At 73.1% G+C, this 19,731-nt stretch carries 19 protein-coding genes; 7 read left to right on the forward strand and 12 right to left on the reverse strand.

The features are described 5' to 3' along the window. Nucleotides 1-7 precede the first annotated feature (7 nt). The 3 genes from V2S66_RS00965 (at nt 8) to V2S66_RS00975 (ending at nt 935) form a co-directional block, all read left to right on the forward strand. Nucleotides 8-322 carry a YkvA family protein gene (locus V2S66_RS00965; protein ID WP_330792331.1) on the forward strand — a complete coding sequence of 105 codons (315 nt, stop codon included), beginning with the start codon at nt 8-10 and terminating at the stop codon, nt 320-322. A gap of 91 nt (nt 323-413) precedes the next feature. Then, nucleotides 414-602 carry a DUF4236 domain-containing protein gene (locus tag V2S66_RS00970; protein ID WP_330792333.1) on the forward strand — a complete coding sequence of 63 codons (189 nt, stop codon included), beginning with the start codon at nt 414-416 and terminating at the stop codon, nt 600-602. Nucleotides 603-662: 60 nt separating this feature from the next. After that, the gene (locus V2S66_RS00975; protein WP_330792335.1) at nt 663-935 is read left to right on the forward strand and encodes a GlsB/YeaQ/YmgE family stress response membrane protein; all 273 of its coding nucleotides are present in this window, start codon (nt 663-665) and stop codon (nt 933-935) included. A gap of 49 nt (nt 936-984) precedes the next feature. Here the strand turns inward: V2S66_RS00975 and metX are convergent, their stop codons facing one another. The 8 genes from metX to V2S66_RS01015 all read right to left on the reverse strand — a co-directional run bounded on the left by metX (nt 985) and on the right by V2S66_RS01015 (nt 10,537). Further along, the gene (metX, locus tag V2S66_RS00980) at nt 985-2,136 is read right to left on the reverse strand and encodes a homoserine O-acetyltransferase MetX (RefSeq protein ID WP_330792809.1); all 1,152 of its coding nucleotides are present in this window, start codon (nt 2,134-2,136) and stop codon (nt 985-987) included. Further along, nucleotides 2,133-3,494: a bifunctional o-acetylhomoserine/o-acetylserine sulfhydrylase gene (locus V2S66_RS00985; RefSeq protein WP_330792337.1), complete on the reverse strand. Its 1,362-nt coding sequence runs from the start codon at nt 3,492-3,494 to the stop codon at nt 2,133-2,135. Before V2S66_RS00985 ends, metX begins: the two co-directional genes overlap by 4 nt. Nucleotides 3,495-3,855: 361 nt before the next feature. Next, nucleotides 3,856-5,316 (reverse strand): sulfatase-like hydrolase/transferase, encoded by a 1,461-nt coding sequence (locus V2S66_RS00990; RefSeq protein WP_330792339.1) that lies wholly within the window; start codon nt 5,314-5,316, stop codon nt 3,856-3,858. After that, complete coding sequence (locus V2S66_RS00995; protein ID WP_330792341.1) at nt 5,313-6,314, reverse strand: aliphatic sulfonate ABC transporter substrate-binding protein; 1,002 nt, start codon at nt 6,312-6,314, stop codon at nt 5,313-5,315. The genes V2S66_RS00990 and V2S66_RS00995 overlap by 4 nt, the downstream gene beginning before the upstream one ends. Nucleotides 6,315-6,463: 149 nt before the next feature. Next, entirely contained in the window at nt 6,464-7,264 is an 801-nt protein-coding gene (locus tag V2S66_RS01000) for an ABC transporter ATP-binding protein (RefSeq protein ID WP_330792343.1), read from the reverse strand. Continuing rightward, on the reverse strand, nt 7,261-8,151 hold the full coding sequence (locus V2S66_RS01005) for an ABC transporter permease (protein ID WP_330792344.1): 891 nt from the start codon (nt 8,149-8,151) through the stop codon (nt 7,261-7,263). The genes V2S66_RS01000 and V2S66_RS01005 overlap by 4 nt, the downstream gene beginning before the upstream one ends. Beyond that, the gene (locus tag V2S66_RS01010) at nt 8,148-9,326 is read right to left on the reverse strand and encodes an ROK family transcriptional regulator (RefSeq protein ID WP_330792346.1); all 1,179 of its coding nucleotides are present in this window, start codon (nt 9,324-9,326) and stop codon (nt 8,148-8,150) included. The genes V2S66_RS01005 and V2S66_RS01010 overlap by 4 nt, the downstream gene beginning before the upstream one ends. 179 nt (nt 9,327-9,505) lie before the next feature. Then, entirely contained in the window at nt 9,506-10,537 is a 1,032-nt protein-coding gene (locus V2S66_RS01015) for a formylglycine-generating enzyme family protein (RefSeq protein WP_330792348.1), read from the reverse strand. A gap of 672 nt (nt 10,538-11,209) precedes the next feature. Here V2S66_RS01015 and V2S66_RS01020 point away from each other — a divergent pair. Beyond that, the gene (locus V2S66_RS01020) at nt 11,210-12,724 is read left to right on the forward strand and encodes an arabinofuranosidase catalytic domain-containing protein (RefSeq protein ID WP_330792349.1); all 1,515 of its coding nucleotides are present in this window, start codon (nt 11,210-11,212) and stop codon (nt 12,722-12,724) included. Nucleotides 12,725-12,833: 109 nt separating this feature from the next. On the opposite strand, the gene V2S66_RS01025 is transcribed toward V2S66_RS01020, so the two are convergent. From V2S66_RS01025 to V2S66_RS01040, 4 genes are all read right to left on the reverse strand, one after another. Then, nucleotides 12,834-13,829: a transporter substrate-binding domain-containing protein gene (locus tag V2S66_RS01025; protein WP_330792351.1), complete on the reverse strand. Its 996-nt coding sequence runs from the start codon at nt 13,827-13,829 to the stop codon at nt 12,834-12,836. 179 nt (nt 13,830-14,008) lie between these two features. Then, nucleotides 14,009-14,791, reverse strand: coding sequence for an amino acid ABC transporter ATP-binding protein (locus V2S66_RS01030; RefSeq protein WP_330792353.1), 783 nt, complete (start codon nt 14,789-14,791; stop codon nt 14,009-14,011). Further along, nucleotides 14,788-15,705: an amino acid ABC transporter permease gene (locus tag V2S66_RS01035; RefSeq protein ID WP_413966252.1), complete on the reverse strand. Its 918-nt coding sequence runs from the start codon at nt 15,703-15,705 to the stop codon at nt 14,788-14,790. Before V2S66_RS01035 ends, V2S66_RS01030 begins: the two co-directional genes overlap by 4 nt. 319 nt (nt 15,706-16,024) lie before the next feature. Then, nucleotides 16,025-16,159 (reverse strand): putative leader peptide, encoded by a 135-nt coding sequence (locus V2S66_RS01040; protein WP_330792358.1) that lies wholly within the window; start codon nt 16,157-16,159, stop codon nt 16,025-16,027. A gap of 487 nt (nt 16,160-16,646) precedes the next feature. Here V2S66_RS01040 and V2S66_RS01045 point away from each other — a divergent pair, with 487 nt between their 5' ends. From V2S66_RS01045 to V2S66_RS01055, 3 genes are all read left to right on the forward strand, one after another. Continuing rightward, on the forward strand, nt 16,647-17,642 hold the full coding sequence (locus tag V2S66_RS01045) for an amino acid ABC transporter permease (protein WP_330792360.1): 996 nt from the start codon (nt 16,647-16,649) through the stop codon (nt 17,640-17,642). Beyond that, nucleotides 17,639-18,415 carry an amino acid ABC transporter ATP-binding protein gene (locus tag V2S66_RS01050; RefSeq protein WP_330792362.1) on the forward strand — a complete coding sequence of 259 codons (777 nt, stop codon included), beginning with the start codon at nt 17,639-17,641 and terminating at the stop codon, nt 18,413-18,415. Before V2S66_RS01045 ends, V2S66_RS01050 begins: the two co-directional genes overlap by 4 nt. Before the next feature lie 95 nt (nt 18,416-18,510). Then, a complete protein-coding gene (locus V2S66_RS01055; protein WP_330792364.1) occupies nt 18,511-19,548 on the forward strand; it encodes a transporter substrate-binding domain-containing protein in 1,038 nt (345 codons plus the stop codon). Nucleotides 19,549-19,731: the final 183 nt, after the last annotated feature.

Consider the following 19,731-nt stretch of genomic DNA (forward strand, 5'->3'; position numbering starts at 1 on the left):
GTGCGCGGTGCACGGTTCGGAGCTGTACTGGCTGGCGGCAGCCGTCGCCCTGCTCGCACTGGTCAGCGCGGTGATCGCGGTACGGGTCCTGCTGAAGCTGGTCCGGGCGCGGCGGATGCTGAAGTCCACCGGGATGCCGATGTCCACCAAGGCGATGTTCTGGGGTTCCATCGCCTACCTGATCTGGCCGGTCGACCTGCTGCCCGATCCGGTCTACCTGGACGACCTGGGGTTCCTGATGCTGGCGCTGCGGTCGGTGCACGCCGCCCTCGCCCGCTCCCGGGCCGCCTCGGGCGACCTGGGCCCGCGCAGCTTGCGGTGATCGCGGCCCACATCCCGTCAACTCTCCCCGAAACAGCGGTGAAACGCCGCAGCGGGGGCACAAGGCCCTTCACAACCCAGGGAGGCACGTCATGCCACTGACATTCCGCAAGTCGTTCCACATACTGCCCGGTGTGCGGATCAACGTGAACCGCAAGTCGCTGTCCGTCACGGTCGGCCGCAAGGGCGCCCACCGGACCTGGTCGACCACCGGCCGACGGACCACGTCGGCGGATCTGCCGGGCCCCTTCGGATACCGGCACAGCGACCGCCGCGGGTGACGTCCCCGGCACCACTGATCGAACTGGCGTGTTACATCAACTCGGGGGCAGGTGGCGGACATGGGCATCATCGGATGGATCGTTCTGGGACTTCTCGCCGGCGCCATAGCCAAGGTCATCCTGCCGGGGCGCGACCCCGGCGGCGTGATCGTGACGACGCTGATCGGCATCGTCGGCGCGTTCCTGGGCGGCTGGCTGTCGGCGAAGCTGCTGGACAAGCCTGTGCCGCATGACTTCTTCGACGGCAAGACCTGGCTGGCGGCGATCGGCGGCTCGCTGGTGCTGCTGATCGCGTACCGGCTGCTGTTCGGGGATTCCCGCGCGCGCCGATGATCCGGCCGGGCGGCGCGGGCCACGACGGCCCGCGCCGCCCGGCGCGCGTTCAACCGCGGGTGAGTTCTCGGACCAGCGCGCCGACCTGGCCGGTCTCGATGAGGAAACCGTCGTGACCGTACGGGGAGTCGATCGTGCGCAGGTGGTCCGCGTTCGGTATCCCGCTCGCCAACTCCGCCTGCTGCGCGGGCGGGTAGAGCCGGTCGGAGGCGATGGCGGCGACCAGCGCGGGGGCGGTGATCCGGCTCAGCGCGGCGCGCACCCCGCCCCGGCCGCGCCCCACGTCGTGGCTGTTCATCGCCTCGGTCAGCGCCACGTACGCGCCGGCGTCGAAGCGCCGGACGAGCTTGTCGGCGTGGTGGTCCAGATACGACTGCACCTGGTAGCGGCCGCCCCGCCAGGGATCCTCCGGGTCCTGGGCGGTGCGGCCGAACCTCGTCTGGAGTTCCTGCTCGCTGCGATAGGTCACCTGGGCGAGCCTTCGGGCCAGTCCCAGCCCGGCGTGCGGGCCCTCGCCTGGCGAGGCGCCGTGGTAGTCGCCGCCGCGCCACCGCGGATCGGAGCGGACGGCGCGCAGCTGGATGTCGGCCCAGGCGATCTGCTCCGCGGTGGCCGCCGCCGGGCAGGCGAGCAGCAGCAGCGCCGCCACCCGCGCGGGCCGGCCCACGGCCCATTCCAGCGCGCGCATGCCGCCCATGGACCCGCCGGCCACGAGCGCCCAGCGCTCGACGCCGAGGGCGTCGGCCAGGTCCGCCTCGGCCGCGACCTGGTCGCGCTGGGTCAGAAAAGGAAAGGAGCCGCCCCACGCCCGCCCGTCCGGGCGGGGTGAGGCAGGGCCGGTACTGCCCTGGCAGCCGCCCAGCACGTTGGGTGCGACGACGAAGAACCGCTCGGTGTCCAGCGCCCGTCCCGGGCCGATCAGCCCGTCCCACCATCCGGGCGTGGGATGGCCCGGTCCTGCCGGGCCGCGGGCATGGCTGTCGCCGGTGAGCGCGTGCAGCACCAGCACCGCGTTCGAACGGTCCGGGCGGAGCCGCCCCCAGGTCTCGTAGGCGAGCCGCACGCCGGGCAGTTCGCCGCCGGCCTCCAGGGTGAGCGGCGTGTCCCGGCGGTGCCAGCGGCGGCGGCCCTCGGGGTCCCCCTCCCGCCAGGCCCCCGAGGCCGGCGGGAGGGGGGCGACGGTGGCCTGGGGCGTGTTCAGGACGCGCCCTTGGCCGCTCGGAAGCCGGTCTCGAGGTCCGCCCTGAGGTCGTCGAGGTGTTCGAGGCCCACGGACAGCCTGACCAGGCCGGGCGCGGTGCCGGTGGCGGCGAGCTGGTCGGCGTCGAGCTGGCTGTGGGTGGTGGACGCCGGGTGGATGATCAGGCTGCGGACGTCGCCGATGTTGGCCAGGTGGCTGAAGAGTTCCACTCCGTCCACGAAGCGCTTGCCGGCGTCGACGCCGTCGCGCAGCTCGAAGGCGAGCACCGCGCCCGCGCCACCCGGCAGGTAGCGCTGCGCGGCCTCGTGCCAGCGGCTGGACGGCAGTCCCGGGTAGTGCACCGCGGAGACCTCGTCGCGCTGCTCCAGCCACTGGGCGAGGGCCAGCGCGTTGGACGAGTGGCGTTCGATGCGCAGGCTGAGCGTCTCCACGCCTTGCAGCAGCAGGAACGCCGAGTGCGGCGCGATGGCCGGGCCGAGGTCGCGCAGCAGCTGGACCCGCAGCTTCGCGGCGAACGCCCCGGGGCCCAGCGCCTCCCAGTAGCGCAGGCCGTGGTAGCTGGGGTCGGGCTCGTTGAAGTCGGGGAAGCGCTCGGGGTGGGCGCCGAAGTCGAAGGTGCCGGCGTCGACCACCACGCCGGCGATCGTGGTGCCGTGGCCGCCGAGGAACTTCGTCGCCGAGTGCACGACGACGTCGGCTCCGTGCTCGGCCGGCCGCAGCAGGTAGGGCGTCGGCACCGTGTTGTCGACGATCAGCGGCACCCCGGCCGCGTGTGCGACGTCCGCCACCGCGCGCACGTCCAGGACGTTGCCGCGGGGGTTGCCCAGCGTCTCGGCGAACAGCGCCTTGGTCTGCGGGCGGATCGCGGCACGCCACGCGTCCGGGTCGTCCGGGTCGTCCACGAAGGACACCTCGATGCCGAACCGGGGCAGCGTGTGCCGGAGCAGGTTGTACGTGCCGCCGTAGAGCGAGGTGCTGGAGACGATGTGGTCGCCGGCTCGCGCCACGTTGAGGATGGCCAGCGTCTCGGCGGCCTGCCCGGAGGCGAGCGCGACGGCGGCGACACCTCCTTCCAGCGCCGCGACACGCTGCTCGAAGACGTCCTGCGTCGGGTTGTGGATGCGGGTGTAGATGTTGCCGGGCTCGGCGAGCGCGAACAGGTCGGCGGCGTGCTGGGTGTCGCGGAAGACGAAGGACGTGGTCTGGTAGATCGGCACGGCTCGCGCCCCGGTCGCCGGGTCGGGGACCGCGCCGGCGTGGATCTGCCGGGTCTCGAAGGACCATCCCCGGGCGCTGTCGCCTTCGGAGCCGTCGTGGGGGGTGTGGCCTGCGGTGACCGCGTCGATGGGCTGGCTCATGTCTCTCCCTGGGAACGGGTGGGTGCGGGTGGTGCGGGCGGCCGGGTGTGCCCCGGGAGCGGCGCGCCGGCGTGCGGCTGACGGATGGTCAGCGGGCGGAGTCGCCGGCGCGGGCGGGGCTCGGTGGGCGGGGCACGTGCAGCGCCCTGAGCGCGGCGTCAGTGTGCGGCGCGACACCCCGTGGTGGTGGCGCGCCCGTGGTCCACGTGGCGGCGGCTCACCAGCAGGGTCATACCGCGAGGCAACCACATCGTGTGCCCGCGCACCATCGGATCGCCGCAGCCGCCATCCGCTGTTCACACCCGGGCCCGGCGACCGCGGTGGCCGGGCCGGCGTCGGCGGGTGCGGCGCGGTTCAGGGTTCAGGGAGTGGTCTCGAAGGCGCTCTGCGTCGGGTCGTGGTCGAGGTCCCCGATCTCGTACATGGGTGTCATCCAGTGGTAGAAGTTGTCGCCGCGTTCGCGCAGCAGGTCGTACAGCCGGCGGATCAGCCGGACCCGGACCGGACGCATCTCGGGATGCGCGTAGCGGTTGACCAGTTCGTGCGGGTCGGCGGCCAGGTCGTACAGCTCGTTCACCGACTCGGGGTTGACGACGAGCTTGTACCGGTCGTCGCGGATCATCCGCTGCGGGTACGGGAAGTGGTGGCCGTGGAACTCGGCGAGCATCTCCCGCGGCCAGGGCGGACGCTCGCCGCGCACCAGGGGCAGCAGGCTGCGGCTGTCGACGGCCGGGGCGGTGTCGCAGCCGGCGAGGTCGAGGATGGTGGCGGTGCAGTCGGTGAGCGAGACGAACTCCTCGCGCACCTGCGGCGGTTGCCCCGGCACCCGGACGATGCCGGGGATCCGGTAGATGTCCTCGTACATCGCCGGGCCCTTGTCGTGCAGCCGGTGGGCGCCGGTGAACTCGCCGTGGTCCGCGGTGAAGAACACCGAGGTGTCCTCGCCCAGGCCGAGTTCGTCGAGCCGGGTGAGGATGCGGCCGATCTGCTCGTCGATCAGCGACACGTAGCCCCAGTAGACGGCGATGAGTTTGCGGGTCGTCTCGATCGGCAGCGTGTCGAAGGCCCAGTGGGCGCTGTAGTTGCGCTGCACCGGCGGCTTGCCCTCGAAGGTCTCGGCGATCGAGGGCGGCAGCTCCACCAGGTCCGGGTCGTAGGCGTCGTAGTACGCGTCGGGCAGCAGGTAGGGCAGGTGCGGGCCGAAGAAGTGGGTGGCGAGGTAGAAGGGGCCGTCCCCGGCCGCGTACCGCTCCAACTGCTCGATCGCCCGGTCGGCGAGGTAGTGCTCGAACGTCGCCTCGACGGGCTGGTGCAGCCGTGCCGCGAGCAGGTTCCCCGGGTTGCCGTTGGGGCTCACCCCGCGCACCGGGTCGCTGATGCGGTACGGCGGCAGGCCGCGCTCGTCGAGGTAGGCCAGGTAGTCGGGGTGGTCGACCGGGTTGTGCCAGCCGGCCAGGTCGGGGCCCTCGAAGCCGTACGAGGCGGCGTTGCGGCGCGTGCCGCCGTGCCACTTGCCGACCAGGCCGAGCCGGTAGCCGCGCTCGGCCAGTGCCTGCGGGAAGGTGAAGACGTCCTCCCGGAGGTCCTCCAGGTAGCCGACGTTGCGCTCGTGGTTGGCCAGCAGCCGGTGGCGGAAGGGCGCCTGGCCGGTGAGCAGGCTGGCGCGCGCCGGGGTGCAGATCGCGGTGGGCGTGTAGAAGCGGTCGAATCTGGTGCCGGTGGCCGCCAGCCGGTCCAGGTTCGGGGTGGCCACGTGCGGGTTGCCGTAGCAGCCGAGGGTGTCGACCCGGTGCTGGTCGGTCATCAGGAACAGCACGTTCACCTGGTGACCGCCTTGGCGCTGCCGGCCGCCTTGATGAACGCCTGGCCGTCGTAGTAAGTGGACGGCGCCGGGGCCTTCTTCACCTGGCCGGTGCCGACGAAGAACTGGGTCAGGCCGTTCAGCCAGGTGTCGACGGTGCCGTCCTGGGTCTTCGCCACCAGGTCGGCGGTGGTGAGCAGCGTGACGTTGGCGGCGTCCGCCGCCGCCTGGTCCGTGGAGACCTGGAGCATCTTCGCGGCGAGCGCGATCGCCTGGTCCTTGTGCGCGGCCCGCCAGTCGTTGGCCTCGGCGAGCACCCCGACGACCTTCTCGGTGAGACCGGCGTCGGTCTTCGGGCCGGAGACGAAGGCGGTGGGGAAGGCATGGTCGGGGAAGTCCCGGTCGGCGGCGAGTTCGACGAGCTTCGGCACCCGCTTCTTGATGGTCGCGATGAGCGGGTAGTAGAAGCCGGCGCCGTCGATCTGTCCCGAGGAGAACGCGGCCACCAGCGTGGCCGGGTCCATCGGGACCTTCTTGACGTCGGACTCGGTCAGTCCGGCCTTCTTCAGCGCGAGGTTGAGGATCATCTCGCCCGATGTGCCCTCCGGCACCCCGACCTTCCTGCCTCTGAGCTGTTCGATGGAGGTGATGCCGGGTTGGGCGATGACCCGGTCGGCGTCGGTGAGCGTGTCGATGGCGATCACCTTGGCCTTCCCGGTGGCGGGCAGCCACATCGCGCCGGGACCGATGTAGCCGAAGTCCAGGTCGCCGGCGCCGAGCGCCTGGATCTGGATCGGCCCGTTGGTGAACACCTTGATGCTCGGGGCGAGTCCGGCCTTCTTCCACAGGCCCTGGTCGTCGGCGATGGCCAGCAGGCTGGAGCCGTTGAAGTCGGCGATGTAGCCGAAGCGGATCTTCGTGGCGCCGCCCGAGCCGCTGGAGGACGAGCATCCGACAGCGGTGAGCGACAGGGCGGTTGCGGAAAGAGACGACAGCAGGGCGCGACGGGTCAGGGACACGGGGCGTTCCTTTCGGGGACGTGCGGGACATGGCCCGCAAGACAGGACGTACGGGACAGCGGGCGGCAGCGGAACGGCAGACGCGGGCAGCGGGCAGCAGTCGGCAGCGGAGGGAGCGGGCAGCGGGTGGGGGTTCAGCGGGCAGGGGTTCAGCGGGCGGGCGGCTCCGCGGGTGCCTCCTGGTGGTGGACGGCGCCCCAGACCTGGTTGCGCAGCGCGGCGAACTCCGCCGACAGCCGCGTCTCCTCGGTTCTGGGGTACGGCAGCGGGATGTCGATGACCTGGTGCACCCTGCCGGGCCGCGCAGCCATCACGACCACCCGGCCGGCGAGGTACACGGCCTCCTCGACATCGTGGGTGACGAAGACGACGGTGCGGGTCTGCTGCCGCCAGGTGTCCAGCAGTTGGTCCTGCAACTGCACCCGGGTCAGCGAGTCGAGGGCGCCGAAGGGCTCGTCCATCAGCAGCACGTCGGGGTCGACGGCGTAGGCGCGGGCGATGGCGCAGCGCTGCTTCATGCCGCCGGAGAGCGTCTTGGGCAGCGCGTCGGCGAAGTCGCCGAGCCCGACGAGGTCGATGGCCTCGTCGGTGCGGCGCCTGCGCTCCGCTGCGCCCACCCCGGCCACCCGCAGCCCGAACTCGACGTTGCGGCGGACGGAGAGCCACGGGAAGAGCGCGTACTGCTGGAAGATCATGCCGCGGTCGGGGCCTGGCCCGGTCACCCGCCGGCCGTCCACCACGACCTCGCCCGAGGTGGGTTCGGCCAGCCCCGCGGCGAGGTTCAGCAGGGTGCTCTTGCCGCAGCCCGAGGGCCCCACGATCGTGACGAACTCCCGCTCGCCGACGTCGAGGGAGACCCGGTCGACGGCGGTGAACGTACCGCCCTTGACCGGGAAGCTGCGGGTCACCTCCCGGAAGGAGATCTTGGGGGGACTCGTGCGGGCGGTCATCGGCGCTCCTGCCAGCGGGTGAGCCGGCGTTCCGCCAGGAGCAGCAGCCGGTCCATGACCAGTCCGAGCACTCCGATGGCCACCAGTCCCACGAAGATGGTGTCGAGGTCGTAGTAGGTCTCCGCGTGCTGCATGCGGAAGCCCAGTCCCTCCTGGGCGGCGATCAGCTCGGCGGCGACCACCGTCGCCCACGCCGAGCCGAGCCCGATGCGCATGCCCACCAGGATGAACGGCGCGGCGGCCGGGATGACCACGCGCAGGAAGACGGTGGAGTCGCGGGCGCCGAGCACCCGGGCGGCGTCGATCAGGGTGCGGTCGACACCCACCACCCCCTGCAGGGTGGCCACGACGCTCGACAGGAACGCGGCCAGGAAGATCACGAAGATCTTCGGTGTCTCGCCGATGCCCATCAGCACCACCGCGAGGGGGATCAGCGCCAGCGGCGGGATGGTCCGGAAGAACTGCACGTACGGCTCGCACAGCGCGCGCACCACCGGGTACCAGCCCATCAGCAGGCCGAGCAGCACCGCGAGGGCGGTGCCCAGCGCGAAGCCGGCGAGCACCCGGCGCACGCTCGCGAGCATGTCGCCCTCCAGGGTGCCGTCGCGCAGCATGTCCACCGCCCGGCGGCCGACCGCGGCGGGCCCGGGCAGGCCGCCGACGCCGTGGGCGGCCACGAGCGCCCACACCGCGAGCCCCGCGGCCAGCGACAGGACGTTGAGCAGCGGGGCCGGCGGCCGCCGGCGGCGGCGCGTCGCGTCGCCGCGCGGCGCTTCCCTCCGCCGCCCGGCGCGGCGGGCCCCGGCCCGCTGCGCCAGATGCGGCGCCTCACCTGCCGGCGGTTCCGCGGCCGCGGCCGCCATGTCCGGCGGCTGCCCTGCCTTCATGCCTCTTCTCCGGTCTCTCTGTTCGGGTAGCGGGACAGCAGCGGTGACCTGTGCAGCACCAGCGCGATGCCGCCGAGTGCGGCGCCGACCTCGCCGAGCGCCGCGGGCCGCAGGTCCACCAGGGGGCGCGAGACCGGCATCAGTCCCGCCGTCAGCGCCTCGCGCACCGGTCCGGTCAACGCCTCTCCCGCTGCGGCGAGTTCGCCGCCGATCACGACGGTGCCGGGACCGACCGCGTTGCACACGGCAGCCAGGGCGGCTCCCACGTGGTGGCCCACGGCGGCCACCGCCTCGGCGGCGCGGGGTTCACCCGCCCTGGCGGCCGAGGTGACGTCGGCGATGTCCGCCGCCGCGCCGCCGGCGGCCCGGTACCTCTCCAGGACGGCGCCCACCGACGCGACGGTCTCCAGGCAGCCGGTCCCGCCGCACTCGCAGCGCCTGCCGCCGGGGTCGACGCTGATGTGCCCGAACTCGCCGGACAGGCCGTGCGCCCCGCGGTGCAGCGCGCCGTCGACGACGAGGCCGCCGCCGACGCCGTGCGAGAGCCGCAGGTAGAGGACGTCCCGGGCGTCGGTCGCGGCGCCCCACACGGACTCCGCGAGCGCGGCGAGCCGGGTGTTGTTGTCCACCAGCACGGGCACCCCGAAGCGACGCGACAGCGACGCGCTGATCAGCGCCGGGGCGCCGCCTGTGCCGGGGGCCGAGGCCACCGGGCCGACCGCGCCGACGCCGATCGCGCTCAGCGCCGCGAGCCGCAGCGAGTCGCCGGCGAGGCCGCCGACCAGCTCCTCGGCGAGCGCGATCCGCCCGGCCAGGTCCAGCTCCGGGCCGTGCGGCCGGCTCGCCGTGCCGACCACCTCGTGCGCCACGTTGACCGCCGCCACGTGCACCGCCCGGCGGGCCAGGTCGATGCCGATGGCCTGCCCCGCCTCGGGGTTGAGGGCCAGCCGCTCGACCGGCCTGCCGCGCCGCCGCTGCGCCGCGTCCGGGGCGGACGCGACGACGGCGCCGTTGGCGACGAGCGCGCCGACGATGTCGTAGAGCGTGGTCCTGGACAGGCCGCACTGCGCGCCGAGTTCGGCCCGACTCAGCGGTCCGCCCCGGCGCAGCAGGTCGAGCACCAGATCCTCGTGGCCGCGCCGCAGTCGCGCCAGCGGGCCGTCGTGTTGCTGCATGCCGCCAGGATGGGGAACGGCGGATTTTTTCGTCAACGGTCCGGAAAAAAGAATCCGGGACCGCCCCGCGATCTACCGCTGCGCCAACTCCGCAGGTCAGAGCGGCAATTGAGGTTGCCGTCGGGGCGCTCCCGAACAGGGTTGATTTATCGGCCGGTTCGCACGGACGTTACCGGGGTTCATGAAACGCCGCTGTCGTAGACGCAGCGGAAGCCGAGGTTGCCGGTGGTGGAGTCCGGCGTGTTCGAGGTGCGGGCGGCGACCCGGTAGCGGTTGCAGTACGAGCGGTGGCACAGGTAGGAGCCGCCGCGCATGACGCGCGCGGTGCCGGTCGCGGGCCCCGCCGGGTTGCTGCGCCGCCCCGCGGAGTGGCCGGTGGTCCACCAGTCGGCGCACCATTCCCAGACGTTCCCGGCCATGTTGTGCAGGCCGTAGCCGTTCGGGGCGAAGGCGTCGACGGGCGCGGTCCCCTCGTAGCCGTCCTCGGCGGTGTTGCGTGCCGGGAAGGCGCCCTGCCAGATGTTGCACCGGTGCTCGCCGCCGGGTGTCAGCTCGTCGCCCCACGGGTAGCGCGCCTGCTCCAGGCCGCCGCGGGCGGCGAACTCCCATTCGGCCTCGGTGGGCAGCCGTCCGCCGGCCCACCGCGCGTACGCGGCCGCGTCGCTCCAGGACACGTGCACCACCGGGTGGTCCGCCAGGCCCTCCAGGGTGCTGCCGGGCCCGAACGGCTCCCGCCAGCAGGCGCCTTGCACGCCGCACCACCAGGGCGTCCCGTCCGGACGCCCTGCGCCGCGGCGCAGGGCGGCGGGCAGGAACCGGGCGAAGACGTAGGACCAGCCGAAGCGTTCGGCCTCCGTGACGTACCCGGTGTCCGCGGCGAAGGCGGCGAAGGCGGCGTTGCTGACGGCGTGCGCGTCGATCAGGAACGGGCGCAGGGTCACCGGGCGCACCGGGCCCTCGCCGTCCGCCGCGAAGCCCTCCGGGTCCTCGGTGCCCATGAGGAACGTGCCGCCGGCCAGCCGGACGGCGGCGTCTGCGCCCGCGCCCGCCGCCGGAGCGCCCGTGGACGGGACGCTCGCCGCGCGGACGCCGGGAGACGCGACGGCCAGCGAGAGCAGCCGGCCACCGTCCCCCGCGGCCTCGGCGACTTCGGCTGGCTCGGCGCGCCCGGGGGCACAGCAGGCGTGCGAGTGCGGCTCCGTCTCACCCATCGGGATTCCTTCCGACCGTCCTGTCCTGCGGACGTACCGGGACCAACCCGGCGTCCTGCGGCGAGCGCCGCGCAGCACGCCCGCGGGCGGGAGACCCCGCCGGCCGCGCTCCCCGCGTACGGCGGGGAGCGGACCGGCCGGCCGGCGCAGGCGCTGAGCGTGCAGCATTACACCTGGTCAGCGACCTCGGCAAGGATGGGCGCCCACCCGGGGCAGCCACCCGACGCGGGCCCGGCGGCCGACCGGCGGCCGTACCGCCACGCGCCACCCGCTCCTGCCCGGCCGACGTGCGGAGTCGCCAAAGCCCTCTTCGCGAGGGGGCGTTGACGACCCGCGCCATCGTGCGTACCTTCTCGTGCCGGGCGCTCCCACTCCGGGCGTCCGCACGCCGGCAGCCGTGCGGACCCGGTCGTACCGCGGCGCCCGCGCCTCGCCGTGCCCTCCGGCAGCACCCGGGCCGACGGCGCGGCCCACCGCACCCCCCTCACACCGCCATGCCGGCGCCCACCCAGCGCCGCCGCACGGCTCCGCAACTCCTGCCCCGCCGTGCCTGCTTCGTCCGGCGTGCCCTCTGCCGGCCCCGTCGTCCGCGCCGGGGCACCGCATGCCCGCCGCTCCCCCGGTCCCCCACCAGGAGGACCGTCCCTGCGACTCCGTCAGGAGCACTCCGCCATGCGCACCCTGCGCTCCCCAGCCACCTCTGCCACCCCGGCAGTCCCATCAGCCCCGCCCACCGCATCGGCCGGTCTGCTCGGGCAGGCCCGCCACCGCCTGCTGCTCGCCGCCGGCACGGTCCTGGCGCTGGTGCTCGTATGCCTCGGCGCGCTGCCGGGCGCCTCCCAGGCCGCCGGGTCGCAGCCGTGCGACATCTACGCCGCGGCCGGCACGCCCTGCGTGGCCGCGAACAGCACGGTCCGCGCGCTGTACGCCGGGTACGCGGGCCCGCTCTACCGGGTCGTCCGCGCCTCCGACGGCGCCGCCAAGGACATCGGCGTGCTCGCCGCCGGCGGCTACGCGGACGCCGCGGCGCAGGACTCCTTCTGCGCGGCGACCAGTTGCACCATCGACCGGATCTACGACCAGTCACCGCGCCACAACGACCTGACCGTCGAGCCGGCCGGCACCGCGGGTGCGGCGGACCGCGGCGCACTGGCCACCGCGCTGCCGCTGGTCGCCGCCGGACACCGGGTCTACGGCGTCCTGATCCAGCCGGGCACCGGCTACCGCCACACCGACGGCGCGGGCGTCGCGGTCAACGGGCAGCCCGAGTCGATGTACATGGTGACCAGCGGCGCCCATGTGAACGGCGGCTGCTGCTTCGACTACGGCAACGCCGAGCACACCGTCTCCGACACCGGCAACGGCCACATGGACGCGGTCTACCTCGGCACCCGCTGCCACAACCCGCCGTGCACGGGCGCCGGGCCCTGGGTCGCGGCGGACCTGGAGAACGGCCTGTACCAGGGCAGCGGCAACAACCCGGCGAACCTCGGCAACGCGAGCCCGTTCGTGACCGCGCTGCTGAAGAACAACGGGCAGACCGCCTTCGCCCTGAAGGGCGGCAACGCCCGCTCGGGCCCGCTGTCCACCTGGTGGAACGGCGCGCTGCCCAGCGGCGGTTACACCCCGATGCACCAGGAGGGCTCCATCGTGCTGGGCACCGGCGGGGACAACAGCAACGCCTCAGCGGGATCGTTCTACGAGGGTGTGATGACCGCCGGCTACTCCACCGACGCCGCCGACACCGCGGTGCAGGCGAACATCGTGGCCGCCGGGTACACCGGCGGCAGCGACGGCAGTTCCGGGACGACGGTCACCGGCCCCGGCGGCGCCTGCGTGGACGTGGACGGCGACGACACCGGCGGGGACCACGCGGCCGTACAGCTCTGGCAGTGCCAGCCGCAGGCGGTGGACCAGCACTGGACGCACGGCGCGGACGGCTCGCTGACCACGCTCGGCCGCTGCCTGGACATCGCGGGCAACGCGACGGCCGCGGGCACCAAGGTGCAGTTGTGGGACTGCGACGGCGTCGGCGGCCAGAAGTGGACCCAGCAGGCGGACGGCTCCCTGGTCAACCCGCAGTCGGGGCGCTGCCTGGACAGCCCGAGCGGCGCCACCGCCAACGGCACCCGGCTCCGGATCTGGGACTGCAACGGCTCGGCCGCCCAGAAGTTCACCCTGCACTGACGCGTCACCCTGCCGCTCCCCCGGCCGTGCGCGCACTGGCGGCGCACGGCCGGCGGGACGGGACGCCGCACGGCGATACGGTGACACGGCGGCACGGCGGGTCAGGGCGTCAGAAGGTCGTGGGCGGGTTGACGACGGACGAGGTCACGCCCGTGCCGGGCACGCCCCACTTGGCGAAGATCCTCGCGTAGTCGCCGTCGGCGATGAGCCGGTTCACGGCGTCGCTGAGCGCCTTGGCGATCGGGGAGCCCTTCGCCGTGACGAACCCGACCGGTGTGCTGGTGATCTGGCCGAGGTACTTGGTGCGGGGCACGTGCAGGGCGTCGTACTTCAGGCTCAGCGTCGGACCGAACTCGATGTCGACCTTCCCGTTGCCCAGGCCGAGGATGATCGGCGCCGTGTCCGCGAAGTACTGCACTTTGTAGGGCTTCTTGCCGGCCGCCGCGCACTTGCCGGCGCCGTCGGTGAGGATCTGCTGGAAGGTCGAGCCCGGACTGGTGGCGACGTTGAATCCGCACAGGCCGGTCAGGGTGGTCACCGAGTCCGGCGCGATGTCCTCGGCGCCCAGGAAGGACTGCCCGTCGTTGAGGTAGGTGGCGAAGTCGACGACCTCCTCACGGGCCCTGGTGGCACCGAAGTTGGCCTGCCCGACGTCGTACTTGCCGTTCTGCACACCGGGGATGATGGTGGGGAAGGTGCCGTACTGGACGTCCCAGGAGACGCCGAGCACCTTGGCGACCGCGTTGCGCAGGTCGATGTCCAGGCCCACCGTCCTGCCCTGCGGGTCCACCCCGGTGTGGGGCAGGAAGGACGTGCCGACGGACCGGCTGGTGCCCAGGATCAGGCTGCCGCGGCTGCGGATCTGCGGCGGCAGCTCCGCCTTCAGCGCCGGATCGGTCGCGATGGCCGAGACGACGTCCTGGGTGGCGATCCCCGTCGCCCCCGCGGCGGACGAGGGGGAGCCGGCGGGTCCGCCGCCGGGCGGCGCGGCGCCGGCGTCGGAGCCGGAGCCGCAGGCGGCGAGCAGTGCGAGTGCCGCGGCGGCGCCGGTCACCGCGAGAGCGGTGCGGGGGATGCGGAGGGCGGTGCGTCCGTGGGTCGTCACGAGATGCCTTTCGGATGCGGAGGTGGAAGTGGACCTGGGAGCGGAGCAGGATGCCGGGGCCGGCGGCAGGCATGGACGTCGAGAGGGCCGGCGGCAGGTCGGCCGCCGTAGTGGTGGAGGGTGACGCGACATCACGCTGACGAGGCATCAGCAGAGGTTGCGGAGGGGGGCGTCGGGGGTCAGAGGACCGCGGCGAGGAAGGCGCGGGCCCGCTCGTGGCGCGGCCGGGCCAGGACCTCCGCGGGGGCGCCGGACTCGACGATCCGGCCCTCGTCCAGGAAGACCACGGTGTCGGCGACCTCGCGGGCGAAGCCGATCTCGTGCGTGACGACGATCATCGTCATCCCGCTGTCGGCCAAATCCTTGATCACCGCGAGCACCTCGCCGACGAGTTCGGGGTCGAGGGCGCTGGTGGGCTCGTCGAAGAGCAGCAGGTCGGGGTCCATCGCGAGCGCGCGGGCGATCGCGACGCGCTGCTGCTGGCCGCCGGAGAGCTGCTTCGGGTAGGCGTCTCCGCGCCCGGCCAGCCCGACCCGCTCCAGCAGTTCGCCGGCCCGGGCCGCGGCCTGCCGCCTCGGCACGCCCCGCACGGCGACCGGGGCCTCGACGAGGTTCTCCACCACCGTCAGGTGCGGGAAGAGGTTGAACTGCTGGAAGACCATGCCGATCCTGGCGCGCTGCCGGGTGATCGACCGGTTCCCCAACTCGTGGAGCCGGCCCGCGTGGTAGCGGTATCCGATGATGTCACCGCTCACCTCGACGAAGCCGGCGTCCGGCCGCTCCAGGTGGTTGATGGTGCGCAGCAGCGTGGACTTGCCCGAGCCGGAGGGGCCGAGCAGCACGGTGACCTCGCCGCGGCGGACGTCCAGGTCGACGCCGTCGAGCACCTGGTGCGCACCGAAGCTCTTCCGCAGTCCCCTGATCCGCACCAGCGGCGACTCGGCGGCGGCAGCGGCGCTCACGACAGACCTCCCAGCGCGTCGCGGCTCCGGCCGAAGAGCGGCAGGTTGCCCCGGAAGAGCTTCCCGAAGCTCCGCGGGCCGTACGGCCCGTGCCGGCCGCTCCCCCGGGCGTAATGGCGCTCCACGAAGAACTGCCCGGCCGACAGCACGGTGGTGAGGACGACGTACCAGAGCGTCGCCACCAGCAGCAGCGGGATCACCAGGAAGTTCTGGTTGTAGACGAGCTGCGAGGAGTAGAGCAGGTCCTGCACCGCGATGACGCTCACGATCGACGTCGCCTTCAGCATGCCGATCAGCAGGTTGCCCGAGGCCGGCACGATGGAGGGCATCGCCTGCGGCAGCACGATCCGGCGGAAGATCCGCGCGTTCCCGAGGCCCAGCGCCTGGGCCGCCTCGGTCTGGCCGCGGTCGACGGACAGCAGTCCGCCCCTGACGATCTCCGAGGAGAAGGCGGCGACGTCCAGGCTGAGCCCCACGTAGGCGGCGAGGACGCCGCTGAACAGATGCGCCGTCCGCACCGAGACGAACTCGGTGCCGAACGGCACGCCGAGGGACAACCGCGGGTAGAGCGAGGCGAGTTCGTACCAGAAGAGCAGCTGCACCAGTGGTGGGACCGAGCGGATGAGCCAGACGAAGGCGAAGCTCAGTGAGCGCAGGACGGGATTGCGCCGCAACCGCATGGCCGCGACGCCGATCCCGAGGAGGTAGCCGGTGGCCATGACCGCGGCGGTGAGCCAGAGTGTCAACTCCAGCCCGTGGACGATCGACGCGTTCAGGAAGTAGTGACCGACCACGCCCCACTGGAAACGCCGGTTGGTCACCAGCGTGTTGACCAGCATGGCGACGAGCACCAGCAGGGCCAGCGCGGAGGCCCACTGGCCGGGGTGGCGCAGCGGGACGAGCCGGGCGGCCAACAGCTCCTGGTCGCCGGGGCGTTCGTCCTGCGGCGCCGGCCGGCCCCCGGTGTGCCGCGGCGGTGCCGGTGCCGGTGCCTCCGGCGTGGGTGTTCCCGACGCCGGTGTTCCCGGTGTTCGGGGTGTCGGGGGCGGTGGTGCAGGTGCGGCGGATGCGCGTGCGAACGCTTCGGAGCTGCTCATGGCGGTGTGGTCCGTCCCATGGAGGCGCGCCGCCGCGCCGTCGGTCAACGGCGGCGGGACACGCGGGGAATGGGGGCGTTGCCGGACGGCGGCGGTTGCGCGGGGCCTCGGCGCCTCGTCACGGCGCGGAGGGCGGTCAGCGGACCGCCGCTCCCACGGAACACAGCGCGCTGTTGACGCGCAGCAGGTCGATGTGGCGCCGGGCCACCATGAGCCGGGCGAAACCGGGCGACCGCAGGGAACCGCTGCTGCCGGAGTGTCGTCCCCGCACGCGGATCACCTCGTCTCGTCGCTGGCGCCTGCCGATGACGGTAACGCCGTGGCGCGGTCGAGCACAATCACTTCCCTCCGGCAAGTGACGGCATTGACAGCGTTCCCGGCGCGGTTCTACGGTTCGGCGCGACGACCCGACCGGCCGAGGTTCGGTGCGCGTGAGGCCCCCCTGCGGGGCGGAATGGCGACGGTGACGGCGATGTACGCAGGTCCCGGGATGGCCGCATGGCGGCGTCACGGCCGCGTCGCGGCGTACCTGGCCCGCCACATCGACCTGCTCCGGGTCAGCAGCGCCCTGTGTACGGGCCCGTGCGAGCACAGCTCCTGCTGAGCTGACGCCGCCCTGACGCCCCCGCCGGGCGTCCCCTCTCCCCGTCCGCCCAGCCCGGGCCGCCGTGCGCCGTCGCGCCGCCTCCTCGGGCTGGCGCTCCCTGCCGCCGCGGTGCGCCGCGCGGCCGGAGCGGCCGTGTCCGTATGGAGTCCCGATGACCGAGCACTCCCTGCCCGCGCTCGCCGCGGGCACCGCCCCGGCCCCCACCGCGGAGCCGCCACCGCCCACCGACGCCGTACCCGCCGCACAGCGGGTGATCCCGCTGCGCCACCCGCGGCGCTGGGTCGCCACCGCGGTCGTGCTCGTCCTGCTCGCCCAGATCGTGCACGGGCTGGCCGCCAACCGGTTCTACCAGTGGGACCGGTTCGCCTACTGGTTCATGCGTCCCGTGATCACCGACGGGCTGCTGATCACGCTCCAAGTGACCGTCTACAGCGCCCTGCTGGGCCTTGCCGGCGGCATCCTGCTGGCGCTCGGGCGGCTGTCGGGGAACCCGGTGCTGCGGGTGGTGAGCTGGCTGTACGTATGGCTCTTCCGGTCGGTGCCGCTGATCGTGGTGCTGCTGTTCCTGTACAACTTCAGCGCGCTGTACCAGTCGTTGAGCCTCGGGGTGCCGTTCGGCCCGGCCTTCGTCCACTTCGACGAGTCGCGGCTGGCCACCGACACCGCCGTCGCCGTGGTCGGCCTGAGCCTCAACGAGGCCGCCTACGCCGCGGAGGTGGTGCGCGCCGGCATCCTCTCCGTCGACCAGGGCCAGCACGAGGCGGCGGCCTCCCTCGGACTACCGAGGCGCTACCAGTTCACCCGGATCGTCTTCCCGCAGGCACTGCGCGCCATCGTCCCCGCCTACGTCAACCAGCTGATCGGACTGGTCAAGAGCACGTCGCTGGTCTTCTACGTCTCCCTGCTCGACCTGTTCGGCACGGTGCAGAGCATGGGCAGCACCTACCCGGGCGACATCGTGCCGCTGCTGCTGGTCGCCACCGTCTGGTACGTGATCCTCACCAGTGCCGTGTCCGTCGTGCAGTTCTACGTGGAGCGGCACTACTCCCGCGGTGCGCTGCGCAGCGTGCCGCCCACCCCGCTGCAACGGTTGGGGGCCGCCGTGCGCGAACTGCGGGCCAGGGCAGGGAAGGAGGCCGCGCTGTGACCGCTCAGGCCGCGCCCGCCGCACTCGAGGTGCGCGGTGTCCACAAGGCGTACGGCGCCCAACGGGTACTCGACGGAGTCGACTTGACCGTTCCGCCGGGGCAGGTCACGGTGATCCTCGGCCCGTCCGGGTCCGGCAAGTCCACGCTGCTGCGGGTGATCAACCATCTGGAGAGGCCGGACGCCGGGCACGTCATCCTCGGTGGCGAGCTGATCGGGGTGCGCCGGCACGGCGACCGGCTCAAGGAGCTCGGCGAGCGGGCCATCCTCCGCCAGCGCAGCCGTATCGGCTTCGTCTTCCAGAACTTCAACCTCTTCCCGCACCTGACCGTGCTGGAGAACGTGGCGGCCGCGCCGGTGGCGACCGGGCAGCTCGGCAGGCGGGAGGCGCAGGAGCAGGCGCGCGGCCTGCTGGACCGGGTGGGGCTGGCCGACCGGGCGGGCGCGTATCCGCGCCAGCTGTCCGGCGGGCAGCAGCAGCGGGTCGCCATCGCGCGCGCCCTGGCGCTGCGGCCGGGGATCGTCCTCTTCGACGAGCCGACCTCGGCGCTCGACCCCGAACTGGTCGGCGAGGTGCTCTCGGTCATCAAGGGCCTGGCCACCGGCGGCACGACGCTCGTCGTCGTCACCCACGAGATCGGCTTCGCCCGCGAGGTCGCCGACCACGTGGTCTTCCTCGACGGCGGCCGGATCGTCGAGCAGGGCCCGCCCGCCGTCGTGCTCGACCACCCGCGGCACCCCCGGACGAAGGAGTTCCTCAGCCGGGTGCTGTGAGGCGCCGCCGCCTCACCACGGCCGGCCGGCTGCACCCTCGCGGTCCCGGCCCTCCTCCGCCATGCCCGCACGCCCACGTCAGAAAGGACATCGCGATGCCCGCGACCCGCCTGCGCACCGCCGTCGTCAGAGCCCTCGCAGGGACCACCGCCGCCACCGCCCTCGCCGCGGGCCTGTCCGCCTGCGGCAGCGACGGCGCCTCCTCCGCGTCGGACGCCGTGTCCGCCGGGAACGCCGCAACCGGCACGGTCACCGTCGGCGCCCTGTCCAACGGCGCCGCCCGCAAGACCGACCTCGCCGTGTCCGAAGTGGCCAAGATCCGAGCCGAGTTGCCACCTCGCGTCCTCAAGAGCGGTCAGCTGGTGGTCGGCATCGGCGCCCTGCCCGCGGGCTCCGCGCCGCTGGCGTTCGTCGGCGACGACCAGCGGACCCTCACCGGCTCGGAGCCCGACATCAGCCGCCTGGTGGCGGCCGTGCTCGGCCTGAAGCCGGTGCTGCGGAACTCGACCTGGGAGAACCTCTTCGTCGGTATCGACAGCGGCCGCACCGACGTGGGCTTCTCCAACATCACCGACACCGAGGAGCGCAAGAGGAAGTACGACTTCGCCTCCTACCGCGAGGACAACCTGGCCTTCGCGGTGCTCAAGAGCAGCACCTGGAACTTCGCCGGCGACTTCGAGAACCTCGCGGGGAGGACGGTGGCGGTGGGCGCCGGCACCAACCAGGAGAAGATCCTGCTGGAGTGGCGGTCCAAGCTGCGCAAGGAGGGCAAGGACGTCACCGTCAAGTACTTCCCCGACAACAACGGCGCCTACCTCGCGTTGACCGGCCGGAAGATCGACGCCTACTTCGCCCCCAACCCCGACGTCGCCTACCACGCGGCGAAGGACGCGAGTACGCCCGCACCGACCCGCACCGCCGGCACCTTCTCCGGCGCGGGCACCACCGTGCAGGGCCTGATCGCGGCGACCTCCAAGAAGGACAGCGGCCTGGCGAAGCCGCTGGCCGACGCCCTGAACTACCTGATCGCCAACGGCCAGTACGCCAAGTGGCTGGCGGCCTGGAACCTGTCCGACGAAGCCGTGCCGACCTCGCTGGTCGATCCGCCGGGGCTGCCGCTGACCAACTCCTGACCCCGACCCGGCCGGCGCCCCGCCGCCCTCGCGGCACGGACGCCGGCCGGCCGTCTGCCCGCCGGTCCGCCTGTCTGCCATGTGAGACGTCCGGTGCAATGGTGGCCCGCCTTCTTGACGGGGGGTGGGGGCCGCCCGACACTGCATGGAGGCAGGTTCATCCCCCAGTGAGCGGGCGGGACA

Origin of the sequence: Actinacidiphila polyblastidii, assembly GCF_036353415.1 — a bacterium.
Taxonomy (GTDB): domain Bacteria; phylum Actinomycetota; class Actinomycetes; order Streptomycetales; family Streptomycetaceae; genus Actinacidiphila; species Actinacidiphila polyblastidii.